Origin of the sequence: Paenibacillus contaminans (assembly GCF_003285015.1) — a bacterium.
Taxonomy (GTDB): Bacteria; Bacillota; Bacilli; order Paenibacillales; family NBRC-103111; genus Paenibacillus_V; species Paenibacillus_V contaminans.
In genome coordinates this window covers 83,357-104,785 of record NZ_QMFB01000032.1, presented here as the reverse complement: position 1 = coordinate 104,785, position 21,429 = coordinate 83,357, and the positions used below count along the sequence as shown (strand labels likewise).

Here is a 21,429-nt window from a genome sequence, read left to right as displayed (position 1 = left end):
GCCGCGGGAGGCGCGGCCGGCGGCGCAGGCCGCACGGCGCAAGCGCATGCCGCAGGCAGCGCCGCGGAGGCGCCGCGCGTGATCGCGGCATGCCCGCGGCCGGGCTGCGGCGGCAGCATTTTTATGGGCCGCCGCGGTTACGGCTGCAGCCACTACAAGAGCGGCTGCTCGTTCGTCATCTGGAAAACGAGCTTCGGCAAAACGCTCACCGATGCAACCGTCCGCACGCTCATCGAGAAAGGCAAAACAAGCAAGCTGAAGCTGAACGATGCGAACGGCAATGAAACAAGCGCCCGCATCGTGCTCAAAGACCCTGCCACCGGGGCACTTGAGCTGGAGCCTTAAATGGTTACGACCGGCCGTCATCGGCCGGTTTTTCATCATCGTTATAGAGAAAAGAGGTTATGCCTTATGTCCACCGCAGCGCAGCAGCAAGTCCAAGTCGCGATGTATACGATGTGCCTCGTCCAGGACGGAGACAAGGTTCTCCTTATCAACAGGCCGAACCGTCTAGGCTTCCCCGGCTACATAGGTCCGGGCGGGAAAGTGGATTTTCCCGAAAGCCTGACGGAAGGCGCCGCCCGCGAAGTATTTGAAGAAACCGGCTTACGCGTGAAAGACTTGGTTTACAAAGGGCTCGACGAATTTGTCGACCCGAAGAAAAATTTTCGTTATATGGTGTTCAACTACTTGGCCCGTTCCTATGAAGGAGAGCTGCTACAAAACCCTCCCGAAGGCGAGTTACTCTGGGTCAAGATCGATGAAGCGCTGAATTTGCCGATGCAGGATTGGTTTAAGCGGCGGTTTCCGCTCTTTTTCGAAGAAGGAACGTTCGAAATCCACGAAGTTTGGGACCAGGACGAACAGAAATCGTACCGGTCATCTTTCACAAAGCACTGAAACTCCCACCGCCAGCCCGGCAGCGGCCGCCACTGGAGACATTCCGCTGATTTAGGGCTGATGGGTGTCATCCGAATTCCTCGGTTTTGAGATCGGCCGATGCCGGCATCCGTACTCCTCGGACTTGTGCCCCCTCCGCGCAGTCAATGTCTTCCGGATCTCGCCCATAATCCGAAAAATGCAGCCTCCATGCCGCTGATGACTTGTGCCCTGGAGAAATAGTGAGGAAAAGTTTACTGTTCATAAGGCAAACCTCACTATCTCTCACCGAAAACCCGTGTTCATGCGAGTTAATGAGGCAAACGCAATTATTAGTGAGGTAAACGAAATTGATAGTGGTGTTTGCCTCACTATCTCTCGAGAAGGAGCATTTTACCGGTGGAATAGTGAGGACAGCCTCATGAACAATAAGGTTTTCTACACTACGCGCACGATTCATGCATAACCATTAAGATATCCGCGTTTGCTTTCGTAACCAGGTCTTCATCAATACTTAGTACCTTGACCGCATCAATTGCAAGGTTTGGGTGCTCGTGGCCTTATACGAACCCGCCTTTCCACTGCGGATTTTCTCATGAAAAGCGCGGGCAGAAAACCTTAGACCAGACGCGGTCAAGGCACTAGTTTTAGACTTGATCCTACTTTCATCATCTTTGCCTCGTTACCAATTACCCTTTCGTTACTATCGTCCCCCCAGTAATCGGACAACTCCGTCTCACATCTCACCAAACATAGTTGCCCTCCGTTTGTAAGAAAGTTACAATCCAAAGGAAAGACTGTGAATTGTCTATCGTAGATAGTTGATAGTTTCGGGGGTGTGCGCAATCGTCAAACGTTTTCTAAGGATTAACGGGGTTACCCGCCAAAATCGGCATGAAGCGGTCGATAAGGTCAAAGAAGCCATTTCCGGAAGCGGCGCTTGGGTGCTCGATTTCAAAATGTATGCCAACATCTCCATCTGCATTTTCTTCGAGATATCCGCCAGAGATGTAGCGAAGCTGCACATACTTCTGCTGGAAACGCAAATCAAGCTGAGCGACGAAAGCGTGCAGGCTTTAACGGAAAGCGATAACGCGCAGCGATCGATTCCGGACGATCAGGTTCCCGATTGGAAAAGCTCCCTTGAAATAACTTTCGTCCATAATGAACCCGATCTGATCAGGGACGTTCCGCCTTTGGAGCTCTGACGGACCGCAGCGCGTTGGGCCGCCTTCTCTCGAAAGCCATTGCACCGGCCCGGGGCCGTTTTGGATTTTATGCACGCACCCCCGCCCATTTTGCCGGCAAGCGTTCAGCTTCACTCCGGGATATGGTACGATGGTAAGTACAGACCGACTCAAGCCGTGCTTGACCCGCGGCCCGGAAGGCGGGCGTTCCTACTCTTCTGCTAGCTTGGAGGCGATTCGAGATGAAAAGACGGGACGACGAGAAGCTTCATCTGGAGAGAGAAGCCATTTCAATATTTGTGAATATTTACAATCGCAATCATCCCGTTAAGCAGCGTCTGCTTTATCAGCAAGAAAAACCGGATGCCGTCCTGCAGAACGCAAAGCGTCAAAAGCTCGGCTTGGAGGTAACCCATCTGTTCTTCGGCTCCGAGGAGGCCAAAATGCTGTTCGGCCGTTCGCAGGAAACGTCCTGCTCGCTGGAATCGCTCGACGTGCTTGTCGAGGAGCTGAACAAGCGAATCGCCCGGAAGGAGCAGAAAATAAACGGCTACTCGCACGATTACCCGGTCGCCCTGCTGATCCGCAACGCCTCTCCCGTTTTCGGCATGTCGAACATATTGGCGGTCAAGGACCGCATCCGCAAGCCGCAGCCTTACTTTACGCATACGTGGTTTTTATCGCGCGACGGCTCGGAGGAATGGCTGCTGAAGGATCTGAACGACCTGATCGCGGCCGATGAAGGAGTGAACTAGGTTTGCCTTTTACGTTCGCTCATCCGTTTTATGCCGTCCCGCTTAAGCTGCTTAAGCCTGCCTGGTTTAGCACGACGGGACTTATATTGGGCAGCATGTCGCCCGATTTCGAATATTTCATCGCGCTCGAGCCGTATCAAAAAATCGGGCATACGCATATGGGACTGCTTCTCGAAGCAATCCCCCTAAGCATCCTGTTCGCTTATTCATTTCACCGGATTATCCGGCTGCCGCTCTCTATACATCTGCCTTCGGTAAGCGGCCTCGATGCAAAAGCCGTTCGCCTGATCAAGCCGTGGAACATTCATACGATCGGACAGTGGATCGTTTTTCTCCTGTCGGTCGCGGCCGGCTTTTACACGCATATTTTTCTGGACGGCTTCACGCACGACTCGGGCTTTTACGTCAAGCAGCTGCCATTTTTGCAAAATACGCTTGCGGGAATCCCCCTTTATAAGATCGGCCAGCACTCGCTTTCGCTGATCGGATTGCTCGGACTACTCGCTATGGCGGCCGCCCTGCTCCGCGGGTCGCCACCGGCGGAGGAGCTTTACCGTGCCGGCAATAGGCAAAAGCTTATGTTCTGGCTGATCGCAGCCGCGGTAGCGCTTATGACCGTCGCCCTCAAGCTGATATTGTCGGATAGCACGAATTACATAGGCATCTTGGTCGTTTCCGCATTGTCCGGGGGCATGTTGGGGATAACCATCGCTTCCGTTATTTGGATGACGGCCGATCGGCGGCTCCGAACGAAATAAACGCATGCCGTGCAGGAGGATTGGCGGATGACATCGCTCAATATTCGAAGCCATATCGGTACGTATAACGAAAATTGGTTTGACGAAGGCTTCCATCATCACCCGACCGTGGAAATAAGCATCGTGCTGGAGGGCCGCGGGCTGATTGAATGGCCCGGACACAAAAGAATCGTGGAAACCGGACATATCGTCACCGTTCCGGCCGATTTGCCGCACCGCTATGAAGCGGTTTCCCGGGTGCGCTTCGGCGTCCTGCACTTGATCGACTATTCGGCGGGGACGGCCGAGCTTCTGGAGCAGCTGGTCGACCTGTCCGGCACTTTGCCCAGCATCGTCGCCTTATCGCGGCTCGATAAGGAACGATTCGAGAAGCTGTTTCGGGAATGGCTTCGCATCAAGGCCTCCTCGCTGAAGGACAAGCCTCGCAACTATGCGGCTTGGATCGAGATGATGCTGTTATTCCTGCTGGAGCATTCCCAGTCCGATTTGCAAGCGATGACGGTGACGAAGACGGCCGATTATATACGCGAAAATTTGCAGCAGAACGTCCAAATGTCCGACCTGGCCAAGCTTGCCGGTTTAACGGTTGCGGGCTTCCGCCGGCTGTTCGAGAAAATATACGGGATGAGCCCTAAGCGTTATCAGCAGCAGTGCCGGATGAACGAAGCCAAGTGGCTGCTCAGCTCCACCGACAAAGACATTCAGGAAATCGCCGAGCAGATCGGCTTCGAGCGTCTCCATTCGTTCTCGCAATGGTTTAAAGAATCGGAAGGCGTATCTCCTACGGCATGGCGCAGAAGGCTGCAAATGAGAAACGGCGCCGCAGATCAAGGATAACCGTTCATGCCCCTTCCGTCCGACGGTCACAAGCTATGATGAAATTCAGCCCTGCGCCTGTGCATTTTCGCAAAAAACGGCCGCACGTCAAACGCTTCTGCTGAAAGTGAATTCGCAAGCGTATGCACCGTATACTGGCGTATATGAAAATTCATATAGAATTTGCCCCTACGCATTGAATTCGACGATTCTATATGAAAAATCATACAGAATTTAGGATTTCACGTTAATGTCGACGATCCTATATGAAAATTCATATATCATCTCTATGACCGCGCTGCGAATTTTTCCTTTTGCAATGAAAATGAACCGGGCATGGGGCTCGTCAATCGGAAATCGCCTTACGGGATTCCTTACAAGATTCGGGACAGCGCCGTTCTTTTTCAACCTAGATACAGCGTTTCCTCTCGCCTCTCCCGAAGCCATACCTGCATAAAGCCGGGCTCCCTGTTATCCCAGAAACAGTATGGAATCGCGGTAAACGCCCGTCCGTCAAAGCCGGCTCCCCGAAGCACGGTTACCGGCGGTCCGAAATTGCGGGACAGCACGCATGCCAGAGGCGCATGCTCGGGCACGACCAAATCGTCGAATTGCAGATGGCCGTTATCCGCTTTCTCGACGCAATACAGGAGCGGCCCCCGCTCCAGCGCGACTCTGCCCGCGTTACCCTCCACTTCACTGCGGCTGCGAACGCGCAGAATCGGCATATCCAATCGCACCTCTACTTGGTCTCCCGCACGCCAAACTCTCTCGATGACAAAGTATCCCTTATCCAGCGTATAATCGCCCGCTTCCAGCACTTCACCGTTTACGTGTACGGTCATGCCGCGGCACCAGCCGGGGTAACGGAGCCTCAGCTCGAAGCGGTGCGACGCCGACGGTTGCACGGTTAGTCGGACGTCGCCGTTATACGGATACGCCGTTTTTTGCTCCACCCGGACATCCATACCCGCCGTTCTAACCATAGTTTCCCCCTGCACATATTGATTGACGACGACGCCGTTATCCGCGACCGCATAAATATAACTTCCCACCGAGGGCAAAAATCTGGACAGCTGCGTCGGACAACACGAGCAGTCGAACCACGGCACGCGATGATGATCTCCCCGCGACGCAAGCGGGTTGACGTAGAAAAATCGATCCCCTTTGACCGAAATACCGGCAGCCGCGCCGTTGTACATGGCCCGCTCCACGATATCGGCATATTTGCCGTCCGCGTGCAGCAGGTTCATCCGATGATTCCACAGCACCATGCCGACTGCCGCGCACGTTTCGCAGTAAGCCGTTTCGTTCGGCAGATGATAATCGCGCGTAAAACCCTCATTGTGCCTGGATTGGCCGATGCCGCCCGTCACATACATGTTGCGCTCGGCTACGCTGCTCCAAACCCGGTCCAGCGCGTTTATGTACGCTTTGTCGCCGGTCATCGCCGCCACGTCGGCCATCGCCGCATACAAATACATGGCGCGCACGGCATGGCCGCTTACTTCCGCCAGCTCCCGGACCGGCTTGTCGTCCTGGCAGTATGCGGGCCCCATATCCTCACGGTCCCATATTTCTCCCTTGCCGTGTCCGCGCCCCCGCTCCTCCAGCAGCCAAAGCGCCAGCTTCCAGTAACGCTCCTCCTTCGTCTCGCGATAAAGGGCGACAAGCGCAAGCTCGATTTCCTCATGTCCGTCGACCCAATGCCTCTTGCCGGGACCGAATACGGCGTCGTAATGGTCCGCCAGCCTGCAGGCGACGTCCAGCAGCTTGCTTTTGCCGGTTGCTTGCTTGTATGCGATCGCCGCTTCCATTAAATGGCCTCCGCAGTACATCTCGTGCTTGTTCATATCCGTCCATCGCTGCTCGGGTGTAACGAGCGAATAGTAGGTAAACAAATACCCGTCCTCCTCCTGCGCGGCGGCAATGAGGCCGATGATCCGGTCGACCTGCGCTTCGAGCTCCGGGTCCGGGTGATTCATTAGCGAATAGGAAGCTCCCTCCAGCAGCTTATACACGTCGGAATCGTCAAAATAAATGCCTTGGAACGGCCCTTCGGTCAGCCCGGCCGCCTTGGCGAAATTGGCGATTCGCCCGGTTCTCTCGCATTGCTCCAAGCAAGCGGGAATCGTTGTTTCTTTCAGCGCTTTTAATCTGGACGCCCAGAACGTATCGTCGATCCGGACCCGATTGAACGGAACGGCTTGCAGCTTTCGATAAGAATTGGCGGCGTTCTCCATTCTAAACACTCCTCGTAAAAACATATTATTTCACTCTGTATGCCCTCCATCATATCTGCTATATTTGTTTAAAAATACGCCTTTTCTAAACCATTCAATTGCACGATTTAAACCTTCTAGGGAGGCAGGCGAAAATGGAACCGGGTAACGCGTTATATATGACCGCTCCTCCTATGCCGTTTTATTTGAACGGCGGCAAGGATACGTACGCGCCAGGCAAGGAGCATCCCGACCGGTATGCGCTCGGCGTATTCGACATGCTGCTTGTGAAGAGCGGCACTCTTCGCATGGCTGAGGAGTTTCGCAGTTGGGACGTGGGCGCAGGACAAGCGCTTATTTTACGGCCGGATCTTCATCATTACGCAGCCGAGCCATGCGATGTAGAAACGCATTTTTATTGGATACATTTCTATCCCGCAGGCGAATGGCGGGAAGGCTCGGACGAACGGCTTCCCCCTCCTCCGGACAAGGAGTCAGCGCAGACGCAGCAGGTCCGAACGGGCTTGCCGCTGGAGCGCGTTTATACGATCGCCCTGCCCAAGCACGGCTCGCTTCCCTCTCCCGGCAAAACGTTCGACGCCCTCGAATATCTTTTGCAGTCGGAAAAACAGCCGCAATCCTCGGCGCTTTGGCAGCAGCAGGCGATCTTTACCGAGCTGATAAAGGACCTGCACCTGGGGCAAAAGCGCGCGCACGACACGCAAGCCGTCCGGCTGGCCGAGCAAGCGGAAGCGTTCTTGAAGCAAAACTACCGGCTTCCGGTGACGAACGCGATGCTGGGAGAAGCGCTGCATTTCCATCCCAATTACATTTCGCGCTGTATGCTGAAGGTGCTGGGCATCACCCCGATCGACTACTTGATCCAATATCGGCTGGAGCAAGCCAAGCTGCTGCTTATGAAAACGGAGCTGTCCGTCACGCGCATCGCAGAAGAAGTCGGCTTTCATCAGTCCGCCTACTTCTCGCGCCGCTTCTCGCGCAAGGAAGGGATCACGCCTCTGCAGTTCCGCAAAAGGTTTACGAAGTAAAGCTTTCTTTCGAGCGGCCCCAGCAAAAAGAAGCCTTCATCCCCACGGTTCACGTGGAGTTGAAAGCTTCTTTTCTCGCTAATTCGTATACGCCGGCGGTCTGAAGCAGCCCCTGTCGGCTCATGCATGCCGAGTCGAGCGGTAAGGCGGCTACGGCAGCTCCCGCAGCTTCTCCGCGATCGGCGTCCGCGCTTTGACGGCCGGCACTTCGGCAGGATAGCCGACGCCGAACACGCCGATGACGTCGAAGCCTTCCGGCACGCCCATAATTTCACGGTTTCGCGGAGAGGAGCCGAATGACGCCCACCTGGTCGCCGCTCCGGCCTCATGCGCCAACAGCATGAAATTTTGCACGAAGCAGGAGACGGCCATCACATGCTCGTCGCGATCGAACGGCGTCTGCGCCGGCGTCGAAAGCACGGCGATTACGACCGGAGCGCCGCCGAAATCTTCTTTATGATTCAGCTTCGCCCTCGTTTCGGGTCCTATGACGAGAATTTCCCACGGTTCGGTCATGCGGTGATTCGGGGCGTAGCTTGCCGCTTCCAGCCACCCGTTCAACAGCTCACGTTCAATCGGATCAGGCTTAAATTGTTTCACATTGCGTCGCGTCGTCACAGCTTGCTTCACTTCCACGCTTATCCACTCCCTCATTAGCTAATACAATCGGCGGAGGGTATACTTGCTGAGATTATGAAATAAACGATTCCTCATCCTGCCACCCGTTCCTCTTCTATTATCGGTTTCTCCCGTCAGGTTTGCAAACGGCGTATAACGGAATTGTTGCTTTTTGCGTAAATTGCCAAGCGATTTCCTTAAATACAGACCGTTCCGAATCGACTATTCTGTTCGTGTACAGCTTCAACCGCACAGGACAAGGGAGGATATACGAGTGGATAAGGTTAGAATCGGATTTATCGGCGTCGGCGGCATCGCGGAATACCATTTGGATTCGCTGCAAAAAGTCGAGCACGCCGTTATTACGGCCGTTTATGACATCAACGCGGAGAGAACGCAAGAAATGGCCGCGAAGTACGGCGCAACCGCTTACGAAACGAGCGAGAAGCTGCTCGATTCGGGGCAAGTCGACGCCCTTTTCATTTGTTCGCCGCCTTTTGCCAGGAACGGCATCGAGCAGGAAGCGGCCAAACGCGGCATTCACCTGCTTTCGGAGAAACCCGTCACGCTTAACCTGGAAGAAGCGAAAGCGAATGCCCGCGCCATCCGCGAAGCAGGCATCATTAACAGCTCCGGCTATTGTCTCCGCTACCTGGATAACGTTCAACAGGCCAAAAAATATTTGGAAGGCAAAGAAATCGATATGGTGCTCGGTTACCGGATCGGCGGAATGCCTCCTGCCGCTTGGTGGCGCAAGATGGAGCTGTCCGGCGGCCAACTGGTCGAGCAATCGACACACCAGGTCGATATGATCCGCTACTTGGCGGGCGAATTCGCCGAGGTTCACGCCTTTCACGAGCAGCGGCAAATCCATAAGGAGTACCCGGAATCGACGGTTTACGACGTCGGCGTCTTCTCCTTCACGATGCAGTCCGGGGCAGCCGGAAACTTCAGCAACACCTCCCTGTCGCAGCATTTCGGACGCGCGGATGTGGAGTTTTTCGGAAAAGACTTCTATTTGCAAATGGACGGCAACGGTACCGTCATGAAAATTATCGATAATGAACAAAACATCACGATCAAGTCGAAAATGGACTTCTACTTGGAGCAAAACCGTTCGTTCGTCGAAGCGGTCCGCACCAACCGGCAGGATCTCGTATTGTGCAGCTACGACGAAGCGGTCGCTACGCTCGCCGTCACGCTTGCCGTCAACGAATCGGCTGATCAGCGCAAAACGGTATCCGTACCTAACGTTTAAACGGGAAGGGAGATCTCGACATGCTTAAAGGAGTTAATCAATGGTGCTTTCCTACCGGCACGCCGCTTGAGCAGCTATTCGCGGTCAGCCGCGACGCCGGCTATGATGCCGTCGAATTAAATGTCAATCCGGAGGGCGAAGTCGGACTTACGATGGAGACGACGGCGAGCGAAGCCGAAGCCATCGCCAAGCTGGCCCGCGACAATGGTCTGCAGCTGCGCAGCATATCGACCTCTCTGTTGTGGCGTTCGCCCTTATCCGCGGACGACCCTGCCGTGCGCGAGCAAGGACGCCGCGTCGTGATCAAGCAGCTGGAGCTTGCCGAAGCGATCGGCGCAGACACGGTGCTTGTCGTTCCGGGCGCCGTCAACGAGCAAACGTCTTACGACGTTTGCTACGAGCGCAGCCGCGGCGAGCTGGAGCTTCTCGTCAAAGAAGCGGAGAAACGCAACGTCCGCATCGGCGTTGAGAATGTGTGGAACAAATTTTTGCTCTCCCCTCTCGAAATGAGAGACTATGTCGACTATTTCCGCTCGAAGCATGTCGGCGTCTATTTCGATGCCGGCAACATTCTCGCCTACGGCTTCCCGCAGCAATGGATCCGCATTCTCGGCGAGCGCATCTTCAAGGTTCACGTCAAAGACTTCCGCCCTAGCGTAGGAACCGGACACGGCTTCGTGCCGCTGCTTTCGGGCGATGTGAACTGGACAGCGGTTCGCGAGGCGCTTCAGGAAATCGGCTACTCGGACACATTGACGGCCGAAGTGGGCATTTACAATGAAACGCCGCTGCAAACGGTATACGATACCGCAAGACATATCGGCGTCATTATCGGCGAAGGCGCAAGATAAGCGAGCCTTCATGACAAGAGGCAGATACCCGTAAAGGGTGTCTGCCTCTTTCGTCTATTAGCGCGCAGCTCATTGCGGACTTGAAAGCGCTTCAAATATAACTCGAGGAGGAACAAAATCCCGATTGCCGGCTGTGCGTTATGTGCCGAAAGACCGCCGGCACCACGAGGATGCATTTTGTCAACGTCGCGCACTCTCCCGCCGCGCTTTGCGCCGTTGTAAGACGGCAGCCGTATCGTATGCGACTGCCTTTGACAAGCAGGAAAAACGAAGCCTCCCCGAGAAAGTAAGGGGGATGACAGGAGGACGAAAGGGGCAACCGGATGGGAACGAAATTCGGCAATTTGCAAGTGCGATCCGAGGATACGGAGGCGGTTATTGCGGCATTTCGGGAGCTTCCCGCAGCTGTAGATTGGGTGCCTAGCCGCTACTATATCGGGAGCTTCACGCCGGGTTGGGTTTCTATTTTGGGAGACGAGTACGGCTGGGGAAATGTCGTCGAAGAAGCGGAGAACGTCTCCTCGCTGACAGGCTCGCCCGTGCTGTCCGTCGGCTACTTCGACGACGATGTACTGGAGCTCACAGTGGCGATAAACGGCGAAACGATCGTTTCCCATGTGGCGGGACCCGGCCTCGACGTCTACGGGCTGGACGCAGAGTCGGCCGATGCCGACACGCTCGTCCGTTCGCTCAAACTGACGGTCGATGCCGCGGAGCTGCAAGATATTTTGGCCGATCCGTCAATCGAGGAAACGGTCATGCGGCTGGAGGAAGCTTTGAACGTGCCTCTATGGTTCATGTACGACGCCGTCCAACACGAGAAGCAATTAGGCGCATCGCTTGAGCATATAGTTAAAGGCGGTGCTTCGAAACAGTCGGAGGATAACGGAGACGAACTCGGCATCATCGACCGATACGTCAATCGAAATACGCTTAAGCGCAAGTAGCGGAAATATCGGCCGGCGGCATTCTTGAACACGAAAATTGCTGATCGAACGGAGTGCCAGAGGATCACGGCATATACGCGCTGACGACCAAACATGGTGGGAGCGCAAGATGTGAAACATGCAACCTTTCGCTCGTCGAATTCTAAAAATTGGAATATTATTTCCGGGGAAATGCTCGAACCAAGTCATTATTTGCTAACCGGGCTTTCCGACATTTCTGACGAAAAGAGGCTGATATTATGACGATAAAAACGGTTTTATTCGATTTCGACGGAACGATTGCCGACACGCTGCCGCTATGTTTTCACAGCTTCCGCCGATTGTTTCGCCATTATGACGGGAGACATGTTACAGATGAAGAGGTGGTCTCCATGTTCGGTCCTTCGGAAGCCGGCATTATCCGGATCAACCTTGCGAAGAGAGACGGCGTCGAACAAGCGATCGAGGACTTTTACGCTTATTATGAGGAACATCACACGGAGATGGTGAAGCCGAACCGGGAAATCGCCGACCTGCTCGAGCAGTTGAAAGCGAACGGAATGAAGCTGGGCATCGTGACGGGCAAAGCTCGCAGGAGCCTCGACATATCGCTGAAGCACTTGCAGCTCGAAGGGTTATTCGACGTGACGGTTACCGGAGACGACGTGGAGGAGCCGAAGCCTGCGCCGGAAGGCGTTCTGAAGGCATTGTCGGCACTCGGCGCGGATAAGGGCGAGGCGCTGTTCGTCGGAGACAGCGATGCCGACATCGCAGCGGGCCGAAGCGCAGGCGTAACCGTCATCGGCGTTCGCTGGCTGGATGTCGTCCAGTCGCCCGTCTTTGCAGTCGAACCCGATGCGACGGTTGCAAGCGCGGACGAGTTTCGGCGTTACATGGAAACGCGTTGAACTGCAGGGGTAGTTGCCTTTTCGGATCGTTGAACCCGTGAATGGGAGTCCGTATTGCAGGCATTTGATTACTTTACGGATAGTCGCCGCCATCAATCCGAAGCTTCGGATGTATACGCCATGCTGTCGATGACCTGTGTTCTGGTGAACTAGTGAGGAAAAGACTACTGATAGTAAGGCAAGCCTCACTATCTCTCGTCGAAAATCCGTGTTCTGGAGGCATAATGAGGCAAAGGCAACTATTCGTGAGGCAAATGAAATTGATAGTTGCGTTTGCCTCACGAACGGGCGAAAACGAGCATTTTACCGGTGGAATAGTGAGGACAGCCTCATGAACAATAAGGTTTTCTCCACTAATACAGCATCACCGGAACGCCTCCGTCTTAATTCGAGCGGCCGCCGCGTTGCTTGCGCGCATAAGCTTCATACTCGGCCGGCGTGTTCAGGTTTTCGAAGCAGCCGCTATCGTCTGGCGTTACGTAGACGGCGTGCAGCGCCTCGTAAAAAGCTTGCAGCCGCAGCTTTTCCTGCATCAAGAAAGCCTCAGCGGCCCGTGTCGCCCGTTTATGGTAAAACGCATGAAACGGCTGTCCCGCGCATAATACGGCATCGGCTTGTCCGTCCAACCGCCCGGCCATCGTCCTGAACAATGCCGGAGACAAATAGGGCATATCGCAAGCCATAACGAAGCCGTAGCCTTCATCGGGCATCGCCGACAGGCCCGCATGAATGCCGGCGAGCGGGCCTTTGCCCGGGAACATGTCTTCGGCGAAACGGATGCGGCTGTGCGGCCCGGCCGCCAACGCCTCCGCATAGCGATATTCCTGCAAGCTTGAGACGACCACCGTCACATTTTCACATAGCGTCAGCATATTTTCGCAAATATGCCGGATCAGCGGCTTCCCTTCAACGGGCAGCAGCGCTTTGTCGGTACCCATGCGCGAGCTTCGCCCGCCGGCAAGCAGGATGCCGTGTATCATCCTCTATCCCCTCCGCGCTGTCCATTCGAACGGATATGATCAAGCAACAGCTGAAAAATGCCGTCGGCATCGTCGATCGCAAAGCGAGGCACCTCCGCCTTTCCCGGTTCAGCGACCGCATCCGCCGCGTCCGTTTCGTCATACCAACAAACAGCCGCAATCGGGAAGCTCACCCGCTCCAGCAGCTCGCGGTGCTCACGATCCTTCAGCAGCACGATTTTGGGATAATGCTCGGCTTTAAAACCCTCCGCCAGTACGATGTCCGCGCTGTTCATACGGCCGATCAATTCCTGCAGCGTTGCAGGCCGGCTCTCAATCATCGCCGTTTGGAAGGCCGACGTAATCGCCACCATATCGGCGCCGGAAGCCCGATGCTTCCACGTATCCGTACCCGGCTTATCGATCTCAAAATCGTGCCCGTCATGCTTGATCGTCCCGACACGGTAACCGCTGCGCTTGAATGCTTGAACCAGCCGGCAGATCAGCGTCGTTTTGCCGGTATTTTTATATCCGACCACTTGAAACACGCTTGGACCGCTCACCCGCATCTCTCCTTCGCACTTATTTTTTTAGCCGCCGCGCGAAGCGCTCCTCTGCAAACCTCGAATAGGCATTGTATGCATACGCTTTCTTTGTTAAGATTAGCATAGATCGGCTGCAAGGATAAGCGGCTTCTTTTTAAGGATTGGCGCGTTAACCGGGGTTGAGAGCAGCCTCCACGATTTACTTTCTGATAAACGAAGGACAAACGCCTTTCAGCGTATTTTGGCGCTGCACCAGCGTTTACCGTCGAAATGCCAATATTTCAAAATGGCCTGTGAAATGACGCCGAGCTTTACTGCATAATGATAAAAGGGCGGCGATTTCGGCCGTTTGCCCGCAACCAGAAACGATTGCCCCGCTCTGCACCGACTCGTTTGACACGGAATAGCGCAACCTGTCACCGGTTAAACGAACGCAGAAGCTAACGATAATGCCGGCGGAGTTGAAGACGATGAACAAAACGGAAGCCGAGTTCAGCAACATCGTAAAGGCGTTTCGCAAACGTCATATGGGCAAAGGCCCGCGCGAAATCCGAACGACCTTTTGCAAAAACTGGGCGATCTGCGAAATATCCGGCAACCTCTCTCCGGTAGAGAAGTTCATTTCGACGTCGGACGACGGCAAGCATATTTTACGGCAAGCCAGAACGCAAATGGTCAAGGACATGTACCGGAACCACCACCCTGTCGAGCTCGAAGAGCTGCTGGACGCAAAATTCGTCGACTTGTACGTCGATATCGATATCGAGAAAGACTTCGGTATGTCTATTTTTGTTTTCGATCAGGATATCGGGCAAAAATTCGGCGAAAGCGACAAATCATCCAACCGGTAATACGCTGCAGACCAAACGAAAATATTGGCTCCCGGGATCCCCGAGAAGCGAATCAAAGCACGAAGCCGTTGGCGCTTGGCAGCGAACCTGCCGGAGACGAACGCTGTGAATGACGATTGCAAATGAATCCGTCATGTCGCGGCGTTTTTTTAATTGCAGCCGTTTATCTTGTTTCTACAGAAATGAAAGAGGTGAAAGCATGGGCAGCACGAAGCATACCGGTCCGATCAAGCTGCCTTCCCGCCCCGAGCCGAGCTTGTGGGTGAGCAAGGTGCCGTTCGGTCTTGGCAAAATCAAACCGCATCACATCCGCGACACGATGAAGGTCGTCTGGGAAAACCGCGACAGTCTGCCTTACGCATACCGGATATTGACTCAAGGCGTCTGCGACGGCTGCGCGCTAGGTGTGTCCGGCTTATACGATCAAACGCTGGAAGGCCCGCATTTATGCACGACGCGCCTGAATGTGCTGCGCTTGAACACGATGCCGGCGATCGCGCCGGAAACGCTGCACGCCGATATCGGCGAGCTGCGCAAGCTCGACAGCTCCGCGCTGCGCAAGCTGGGACGTATCCCCTACCCGCTTATCCGCCGGAAGGGAGAAGAACGCTTCAGCCGCATTTCGTGGGATGAAGCGCTCGATCTGATTGCGGATAAAATACGCAGCATCCAGCCGAAGCAGCTTGCTTTTTACTTGACCGCGCGAGGCATCACTAACGAGTCGTATTACGCCGCCGGCAAAGTCGCCAGGCTGCTTGGGACGAACAATATCGACAATGCGTCCCGCATTTGCCACTCTCCTTCCAAAACGGCGCTGAAGCGTTCGCTCGGCATCGGCGCTTCTAGCTGCAGCTACAAGGACTGGATCGGAACCGACGTGCTCGTTTTCTGGGGCAGCGTGGCGGCGAACAACCAGCCGGTGTCGACGAAATACATGTATGCGGCGAAACGCAAAGGAACGAAAATCATCGTCATCAATCCGTATCACGAGCCGTCCATGGACAGCTACTGGGTGCCTTCTATTCCGGAATCGGCCCTTTTCGGCACGAAAATTGCCGACGATTTTTATCAGGTCAACATCGGCGGCGACATCGCTTTAATGAACGGCATCATGAAGCATTGGTTCGACATGGAAGCGCGGCAGCGCGGCTCGGCGATCGACAGGAGCTTTGTCGAAGCGCATACGACAGGACTTGCTGCGCTCGAGGCGCATGTGACGAAGCAGGACTGGAGCCTGCTGGAGCGCTCCTCGGGACTGACGCGGGAGCGGATATGCGAGTTCGCCGAGCTGCTTGCCCGGGCTAAATCGGCGGTTTTCGTCTGGAGTATGGGACTGACGCAACACCGGTTCGGGACGGACAATATTTCGCAGGTTGCCAATTTGGCGCTGCTGCGCGGCTTTATCGGCCGCGAGCACTGCGGGGTCATGCCGATTCGCGGGCATAGCGGCGTTCAAGGCTCCGGTGAAATGGGAGCGGACCCGTTCAGCCTGCCGGGAGGCGACTTTAACGAAGACGACATTCGCCGAATCGAGAACATATGGGGCTTTTCCTTGCCGCGCTGGCAGGGCGATATCGTCGGCGTAACGCTCGAGAATGCCGTGCTGCCCGAGAATCACGAACGGAAGCTGAAGCTGTTTTATACGTCGGGGGGCAACTTCCTCGAGACGATGCCCGATCCGGCTTTTATCGGGCGCTGTCTGGAATCGGTCGATATCCGCGTCCACCAGGACATCATTCTCAATACGTCCACGCTCGCGGACGCGAAGGAAGCGGTCCTCGTGCTGCCCGCGATGACCCGCTACGAGCAGCCGGGCGGCGGAACGTCGACATCGACTGAGCGAATGGTCTACTTCTCGCCCGAAATCGCGGGCGGACGCATGGGCGAAGCCCGCGCCGAATGGCGTATTTACGCCGATCTTGCGGCGAGGGTAAAGCCGGGGCATCCTGCGCTGGACAGTCTTTCGAGCGCACAGGCCATCCGCGACGAGATCGCAACCGCCGCTCCTTATTACGACGGCGTCCAGCATCTGCGCAAGAAGGGCGACGTTTTCCAATGGGGCAACGCCTATCTGTGCGAAGGAGGCGTCTGCCCGACGCCCGACCGGCGCGGCCGGCTGCTGCCCATCGAGCTGCCCGAGCTCCGCAAGCATGAGGGGCATTTCTTCGTCACGACGCGCCGGGGCAAACAGTTTAATTCGATGGTGTACAGCGATACGGATCCTTTCAATGCCGCAGACCGTTTCGACGTGCTGCTTCATAAATCCGACGCGCGCGCGCTCGGCATACGCGAGGGGGACGCTATCGTCGCCTATAACCGGTACGGGGTTTTCCACGGCCGCGCCAAATTCGACATGATTCGCGAAGGCAACATCGCCTTATACTGGCCGGAGGGGAACGCTCTGCTTCCGAAGGGCGTTTACGAGCCTTTCGCCGGCATCCCGGAATATAACACCACGGTCATTCTCGAAAAGGCCGAAACGTTTCACGCCTTTAAAGATACGAAGTACGTGGAACGGCGCATCGCCGAGCTCGAAACGGAGCCGGAGTAACGGCTGCAGGATATCGCACGCAGGCAAGGAGGAACCGGAATGAGCGGGAATCGGGAAGAAACCGTCAAATGGACGATCCATAAATACGGCGGCGGGACGTTTACGGAAATCGACGATGAAATCGCTGCCGAGCTGCCATTGACGATTCGGCTCGACGGCGAAGAATTCGCTACGATCGTCTGTACGCCAAGCGACTTGACGGATATGACGATCGGCTTTCTCGCATCCGAGGCGGTTATCCGCCGCATGGACGATATCGCCGGTCTGCGGCTTGACGAATCGCGGGGATTCGTCGACGTAGAGCTGACGCGCAAGCAATCCATCGGCAAAGACTATTATGCCAAAAGATTTATCGGCTCCTGCTGCGGCAAAAGCCGGCAGTTTTATTTTCACAATGACGTCCGAACGGCCAAAACGGTCATGACCCGGCTGCAAATATCGCCCGAGCAATGCTTCGACTTGATGGCGAAGCTGCAGAACGGCTCCGCGGGCTTTCAGCGAACCGGCGGCCTGCATAATGCCGGGCTCTGTACGCCCGATGAGCTGCTAGCGGCGCGCACCGACATCGGCCGTCATAACGCGCTGGATAAAATATTCGGCCATATGCTGCGAAACGGCATACCTGCGGCTGATAAAGCGCTCGCATTCAGCGGCCGCATTTCGTCGGAGGTCGTGCTGAAGACAGCCAAAATCGGCGCAGGCATCCTGCTCTCCAAATCGGCGCCGACGGATCTGGCACTCGAGCTTGCGCATGACTTGGGCATTACCGCAGTCGGCTTTATCCGCAGCGGCAGCATGAACGTTTACACGCATCCCGAGCGGATCGTCGCGAAGCTTTAACAATCCTTGTGTATCGTAAGCCACCGCGTGGTGCGGTTTCCTTCAGAACACTTTTAACGCTGTATTGATTTTGCACAAAAAAAGAGAGTCCGGCCGTAATCCGGCTGGACCCTCTCTTTTGCATTCCTCATCTCGCCGCCCGCCTACGCCTACCCCGCAGCAGCTGTTTCAACACTGCCAATGGCAGTCCGCAGACAAAGGCTCTTCAGGAACGCGTCGCAATGAAATCCGGTCTAGGCTGCTGCCCCGAGTAAGGCACGGTCAGTTTATTTTCAACGCTGTTGTAAACGATGAAAATATTGCTTCGCGGATAAGGGGTAATATTGCTGTTCGAGCCGTGCATCAAATTGCAATCGAATAGGATGATAGACCCCGCTTTCCCTGTCGGCGCTACAATTCCGCCCTGCTCGACCAGATGCTTCAAGCTTTCCTGATCCGGGACCCCGTACTCTTGGCGGCGGAGCGACGACTTGTAATGATCGTCCGGAGCCTGCCCCACGCAAGAAACGAAGGTTCGATGCGAGCCGGGCACGACCATCAACGGGCCGTTGTTCGCATTGTTGTCTTCCAGCGCAATGGAACAGCTGAGCGCTCTCATCCTCGGCATGCCGTCCTCGGCGTGCCACGTTTCAAAGTCCGAGTGCCAATAGAACTCTTTACCCGTAAATCCTTTTTTCACGTTGATGCGGGACTGATGGACGTATACTTCACTTCCCAGTATTTGTCGCACCACCGCTTGAATACGCGGCTGAAGCGCAGCCTGCCGGAAAACCGGATAATCCCGGTGCACCGCAAAAACGGATCGGATCTCGTCGCCGCCGGGCTCCCGAATCACCTCGGGTTTAGCGGCGGTTTTGTTTTGCTCCAGAATAGCCGCAAGCTCCCGCTTCCATACCGCTATTTGGGCTTCCTCGAAGAACGAATCCAGAAACAAATACCCGTTTTCTTCGTAAAACGCCAGCTGCTCCGCGCTAATTTCCGACTGGCTGATCTCGCGGTTATAAATGACGGGATCCCGGCGCTCCAGCAGCTTCGGCTGCGGATAAATTCTCGACGGATACAAATCGTTTGAATGGGAAGTTATCATACTCGCATACCCCTTTTCCTTAATTGTCCATAATCGGATACGTACCTTCCGCGTCGTGCACCTCTGTCCCCGTACAAGGCGGGTTAAACACGCACACCATTCTCATCCGGCTTTTTCCCCGCAGCAAATGTTTTTCGTGGCCGTTCAGCACATAAAGCGTTCCAGGCCTGATGGGATAAACCGTTCCTTCGCCGATAACCTCGATTTCTCCCTCGCCTTCGATACAATACACGGCTTCGATATGGTTTTTATACCAAATCTCCGTCTCGGTCCCTGCTTTAATAAGCGTATCGTGCAGCGAAAAACCGGCCCCGTCCTTCTTCAGCAGCAATCTTCTGCTGTTCCATGTGTCGGTATCCACATCATGCTCGGTCCCGACGATTTCCGACAATTGCCTGACGATCATAGAATCGCCTCCCGTTCCGTTGAAAGTTGTAGGATTACTTGCTTTCCCGCTTCATCCCGCTCGTGTCCCGTTCTGCCGCCGCTTCGCGCATGCTTTGCCGTAATATGTCCAAGCCCTTAGCCAAGCCGGGTTCGTCGATCGTAAGCGGCGGCATGATTTTGGCGACCTCGCTGTCCGTCCCGGACGTCTCCATAATCAGTCCCTTGGCGAAGGCTGCTTTGCTTACTTCATCAGCCAAACCCGGGATGGAGAAGGCTATACCCTGCATAAGCCCTCTCCCCCTGACTTCTCCCCGCAGCTGCGGATATTCGGCAACCAGCTGAAGCAAGAACCGGTGAACGATCTCCCCTTTTGCGGCAATCTCCTGGGCGAAATGCTCGGTTTCCCAGTAACGCAGCGCTTCCGCCGCCGTGACGAACGCCAAATTATTGCCCCGGAACGTCCCGTTATGCTCCCCGGGCTCCCAAATATCCAGGTCCGGCCGGATCAGGGTTAGCGCCATCGGAAGCCCGTAGCCTCCGATCGATTTCGACAAGCAAACCAAATCGGGCGTAATCCCCGCATGCTCGAAGCTGAAAAAAGTCCCCGTTCTGCCGCAACCCATCTGCACATCGTCGACGATCAGCAAAATATTTTTCGCTCTGCAAATCCCTTCAAGCCGCTGGAGCCACCCTATACTCGCTTCGTTGATGCCCCCTTCGCCTTGAATCGTTTCCACGATGATCGCGGCCGGAAGCGAAACCCCGCTGCCGCTGTCATTCAGATAACTCTCCAAGTAATCGAGCGTATCGCTGTCTTTGCCCATATACCCGTCATACGGCATGGAAACGGTATGGTGAAGAGGGATTCCCGCCCCTCTACGCTTGAATTTGTTGCCCGTGACGGACAAGGCGCCCAAGGTCATTCCGTGAAAAGCATTCGTAAACCCGATTACCGTCGAACGCCCCGTCGCCTTCCGGGCGAGCTTCAATGCGCTTTCCACCGAGTTCGTGCCTGTCGGGCCCGGAAACATGACTTTATACGAAAGCCCTCTGGGCTCCAAAATAACGCTCCGGAACCGCTCCAAAAACCGCTCCTTCGCCTCCGTAGCCATATCGAGACTGTGCGTGACGCCGTCTTCCAGCAAGTATTCAAGCAGCTTCTGCTTCATCGACGGATGATTATGCCCGTAGTTCAGCGCACCCGCGCCGGCGAAAAAATCGATATATTCGTTCCCGGCGGCATCCCACAGCCGATACCCTTTCGCTTTGCTAAAAACAGTGGGGAACGACCGGCAATAGCTGCGAACCTCCGACTCCAGCGTATCGAAAACATGCAAAGACGGCATAGCCGTATTCAAAAGTTTCATCGTTCTGCTCCCTCCGTCAATCCGTAATTCATAACCTTCAGCAATGAATTCAGCCTGTAATCCTGCAATTTATTCGGTAGCCCATCCGCCCGCCTTCTCCCTAATGCCGCAAAATCGGCCCGATCCGGATCAGCCGCTCATCCTCATGCGCTTCTCCGGGGAATAACGAAGCGGCGAATCCTTCGCCTGCCGCAAGCGGAGCGCCGAGTTTCCGAGCCAGCTTCTCGAAAAGCCTCTTGGACGGCCTATTATCTGGCGAAACGGTAGCTTCGACAAAGCGCACTCGTCTGCAGCATTCTTCGGCGACAAGCGCGGAAAGCAAGGAATCGGCGATTCCATGACCGCGGTGCGCATCCGATACGGCGATCTGCCATACGAACAGCGTCTCCGGCTTCGCCGGCTGCAGAAAGGCGGAAACGAAGCCGACCGCCTCGCCGCCCATTTCCGCAACCAGACAAGTGTCCTTGAAATATTCGGTCAGCATGATATAGCAATAAGGCGAATTGACGTCGAGCCTCCCGCTTTCGGAGACAAGTCTCCATATCCGTTTGCCGTCATGAACGTTTGCCTTTCTGATCGTAAACCTGCAAGCTTCTATCGCATTGTGTTGCATGA

At 55.2% G+C, this 21,429-nt stretch carries 22 protein-coding genes; 14 read left to right on the top strand and 8 right to left on the bottom strand.

Annotation, left to right across the window (positions count from 1 at the left end; translation table 11 throughout):
- The 6 genes from DQG23_RS42370 to DQG23_RS34470 form a co-directional block, all read left to right on the top strand.
- The coding region (locus tag DQG23_RS42370) for a topoisomerase C-terminal repeat-containing protein (protein WP_337589425.1) at positions 1–345 on the top strand (345 nt) is incomplete at its 5' end.
- Positions 346–411: 66 nt separating this feature from the next.
- Positions 412–900, top strand: coding sequence for an 8-oxo-dGTP diphosphatase (locus tag DQG23_RS34490; protein WP_113035586.1), 489 nt, complete (start codon positions 412–414; stop codon positions 898–900).
- A gap of 815 nt (positions 901–1,715) precedes the next feature.
- Positions 1,716–2,087, top strand: coding sequence for a hypothetical protein (locus DQG23_RS34485; protein WP_146762442.1), 372 nt, complete (start codon positions 1,716–1,718; stop codon positions 2,085–2,087).
- A 221-nt stretch (positions 2,088–2,308) separates the two neighbouring features.
- Positions 2,309–2,821 (top strand): hypothetical protein, encoded by a 513-nt coding sequence (locus DQG23_RS34480; RefSeq protein WP_113035584.1) that lies wholly within the window; start codon positions 2,309–2,311, stop codon positions 2,819–2,821.
- 2 nt (positions 2,822–2,823) lie between these two features.
- Positions 2,824–3,579: a DUF4184 family protein gene (locus tag DQG23_RS34475; protein ID WP_113035583.1), complete on the top strand. Its 756-nt coding sequence runs from the start codon at positions 2,824–2,826 to the stop codon at positions 3,577–3,579.
- Between the two features lie 27 nt (positions 3,580–3,606).
- Entirely contained in the window at positions 3,607–4,416 is an 810-nt protein-coding gene (locus tag DQG23_RS34470; protein WP_113035582.1) for a helix-turn-helix domain-containing protein, read from the top strand.
- Positions 4,417–4,799: 383 nt separating this feature from the next.
- Here the strand turns inward: DQG23_RS34470 and DQG23_RS34465 are convergent, their stop codons facing one another.
- Complete coding sequence (locus DQG23_RS34465; RefSeq protein WP_113035581.1) at positions 4,800–6,638, bottom strand: glycoside hydrolase family 127 protein; 1,839 nt, start codon at positions 6,636–6,638, stop codon at positions 4,800–4,802.
- Between the two features lie 134 nt (positions 6,639–6,772).
- Here DQG23_RS34465 and DQG23_RS34460 point away from each other — a divergent pair, with 134 nt between their 5' ends.
- The gene (locus tag DQG23_RS34460; RefSeq protein WP_113035580.1) at positions 6,773–7,666 is read left to right on the top strand and encodes a helix-turn-helix transcriptional regulator; all 894 of its coding nucleotides are present in this window, start codon (positions 6,773–6,775) and stop codon (positions 7,664–7,666) included.
- A 150-nt stretch (positions 7,667–7,816) separates the two neighbouring features.
- Here DQG23_RS34460 and DQG23_RS34455 read toward each other — a convergent pair whose 3' ends face one another.
- Positions 7,817–8,302, bottom strand: a complete 486-nt coding sequence (locus DQG23_RS34455) for a nitroreductase family protein (protein ID WP_113035579.1) — start codon at positions 8,300–8,302, stop codon at positions 7,817–7,819.
- Between the two features lie 256 nt (positions 8,303–8,558).
- On the opposite strand from DQG23_RS34455, the gene DQG23_RS34450 reads away from it, so the two are divergent.
- The 4 genes from DQG23_RS34450 (at position 8,559) to DQG23_RS34435 (ending at position 12,227) form a co-directional block, all read left to right on the top strand.
- Positions 8,559–9,542 (top strand): Gfo/Idh/MocA family protein, encoded by a 984-nt coding sequence (locus DQG23_RS34450; RefSeq protein WP_158560849.1) that lies wholly within the window; start codon positions 8,559–8,561, stop codon positions 9,540–9,542.
- 20 nt (positions 9,543–9,562) lie between these two features.
- Positions 9,563–10,393: a sugar phosphate isomerase/epimerase family protein gene (locus tag DQG23_RS34445; protein WP_113035577.1), complete on the top strand. Its 831-nt coding sequence runs from the start codon at positions 9,563–9,565 to the stop codon at positions 10,391–10,393.
- Positions 10,394–10,716: 323 nt separating this feature from the next.
- On the top strand, positions 10,717–11,340 hold the full coding sequence (locus DQG23_RS34440) for a hypothetical protein (protein WP_113035576.1): 624 nt from the start codon (positions 10,717–10,719) through the stop codon (positions 11,338–11,340).
- A 239-nt stretch (positions 11,341–11,579) separates the two neighbouring features.
- Positions 11,580–12,227, top strand: coding sequence for an HAD family hydrolase (locus tag DQG23_RS34435; protein WP_113035575.1), 648 nt, complete (start codon positions 11,580–11,582; stop codon positions 12,225–12,227).
- A gap of 383 nt (positions 12,228–12,610) precedes the next feature.
- Here DQG23_RS34435 and mobA read toward each other — a convergent pair whose 3' ends face one another.
- Together mobA and mobB are read right to left on the bottom strand one after the other, a co-directional pair.
- Positions 12,611–13,207, bottom strand: coding sequence for a molybdenum cofactor guanylyltransferase (gene mobA / locus DQG23_RS34430; protein ID WP_113035574.1), 597 nt, complete (start codon positions 13,205–13,207; stop codon positions 12,611–12,613).
- Entirely contained in the window at positions 13,204–13,749 is a 546-nt protein-coding gene (gene mobB, locus DQG23_RS34425) for a molybdopterin-guanine dinucleotide biosynthesis protein B (RefSeq protein ID WP_238178172.1), read from the bottom strand. The genes mobA and mobB overlap by 4 nt, the downstream gene beginning before the upstream one ends.
- A 452-nt stretch (positions 13,750–14,201) precedes the next feature.
- On the opposite strand from mobB, the gene DQG23_RS34420 reads away from it, so the two are divergent.
- The 3 genes from DQG23_RS34420 (at position 14,202) to fdhD (ending at position 17,973) form a co-directional block, all read left to right on the top strand.
- A complete protein-coding gene (locus tag DQG23_RS34420; protein WP_113035595.1) occupies positions 14,202–14,582 on the top strand; it encodes a Na-translocating system protein MpsC family protein in 381 nt (126 codons plus the stop codon).
- A gap of 199 nt (positions 14,583–14,781) precedes the next feature.
- Positions 14,782–17,133: an FdhF/YdeP family oxidoreductase gene (locus DQG23_RS34415; RefSeq protein WP_113035572.1), complete on the top strand. Its 2,352-nt coding sequence runs from the start codon at positions 14,782–14,784 to the stop codon at positions 17,131–17,133.
- A gap of 39 nt (positions 17,134–17,172) precedes the next feature.
- Positions 17,173–17,973 (top strand): formate dehydrogenase accessory sulfurtransferase FdhD, encoded by an 801-nt coding sequence (gene fdhD / locus DQG23_RS34410; protein ID WP_113035571.1) that lies wholly within the window; start codon positions 17,173–17,175, stop codon positions 17,971–17,973.
- A 205-nt stretch (positions 17,974–18,178) separates the two neighbouring features.
- Here the strand turns inward: fdhD and thpD are convergent, their stop codons facing one another.
- The 4 genes from thpD to ectA all read right to left on the bottom strand — a co-directional run bounded on the left by thpD (position 18,179) and on the right by ectA (position 21,427).
- On the bottom strand, positions 18,179–19,060 hold the full coding sequence (gene thpD, locus DQG23_RS34405; RefSeq protein ID WP_113035570.1) for an ectoine hydroxylase: 882 nt from the start codon (positions 19,058–19,060) through the stop codon (positions 18,179–18,181).
- 19 nt (positions 19,061–19,079) lie between these two features.
- Positions 19,080–19,466 carry an ectoine synthase gene (locus DQG23_RS34400; protein WP_113035569.1) on the bottom strand — a complete coding sequence of 129 codons (387 nt, stop codon included), beginning with the start codon at positions 19,464–19,466 and terminating at the stop codon, positions 19,080–19,082.
- Positions 19,467–19,500: 34 nt separating this feature from the next.
- A complete protein-coding gene (gene ectB, locus DQG23_RS34395; protein ID WP_113035568.1) occupies positions 19,501–20,814 on the bottom strand; it encodes a diaminobutyrate--2-oxoglutarate transaminase in 1,314 nt (437 codons plus the stop codon).
- 100 nt (positions 20,815–20,914) lie between these two features.
- Positions 20,915–21,427 (bottom strand): diaminobutyrate acetyltransferase, encoded by a 513-nt coding sequence (ectA, locus tag DQG23_RS34390; protein ID WP_113035567.1) that lies wholly within the window; start codon positions 21,425–21,427, stop codon positions 20,915–20,917.
- Positions 21,428–21,429: the final 2 nt, after the last annotated feature.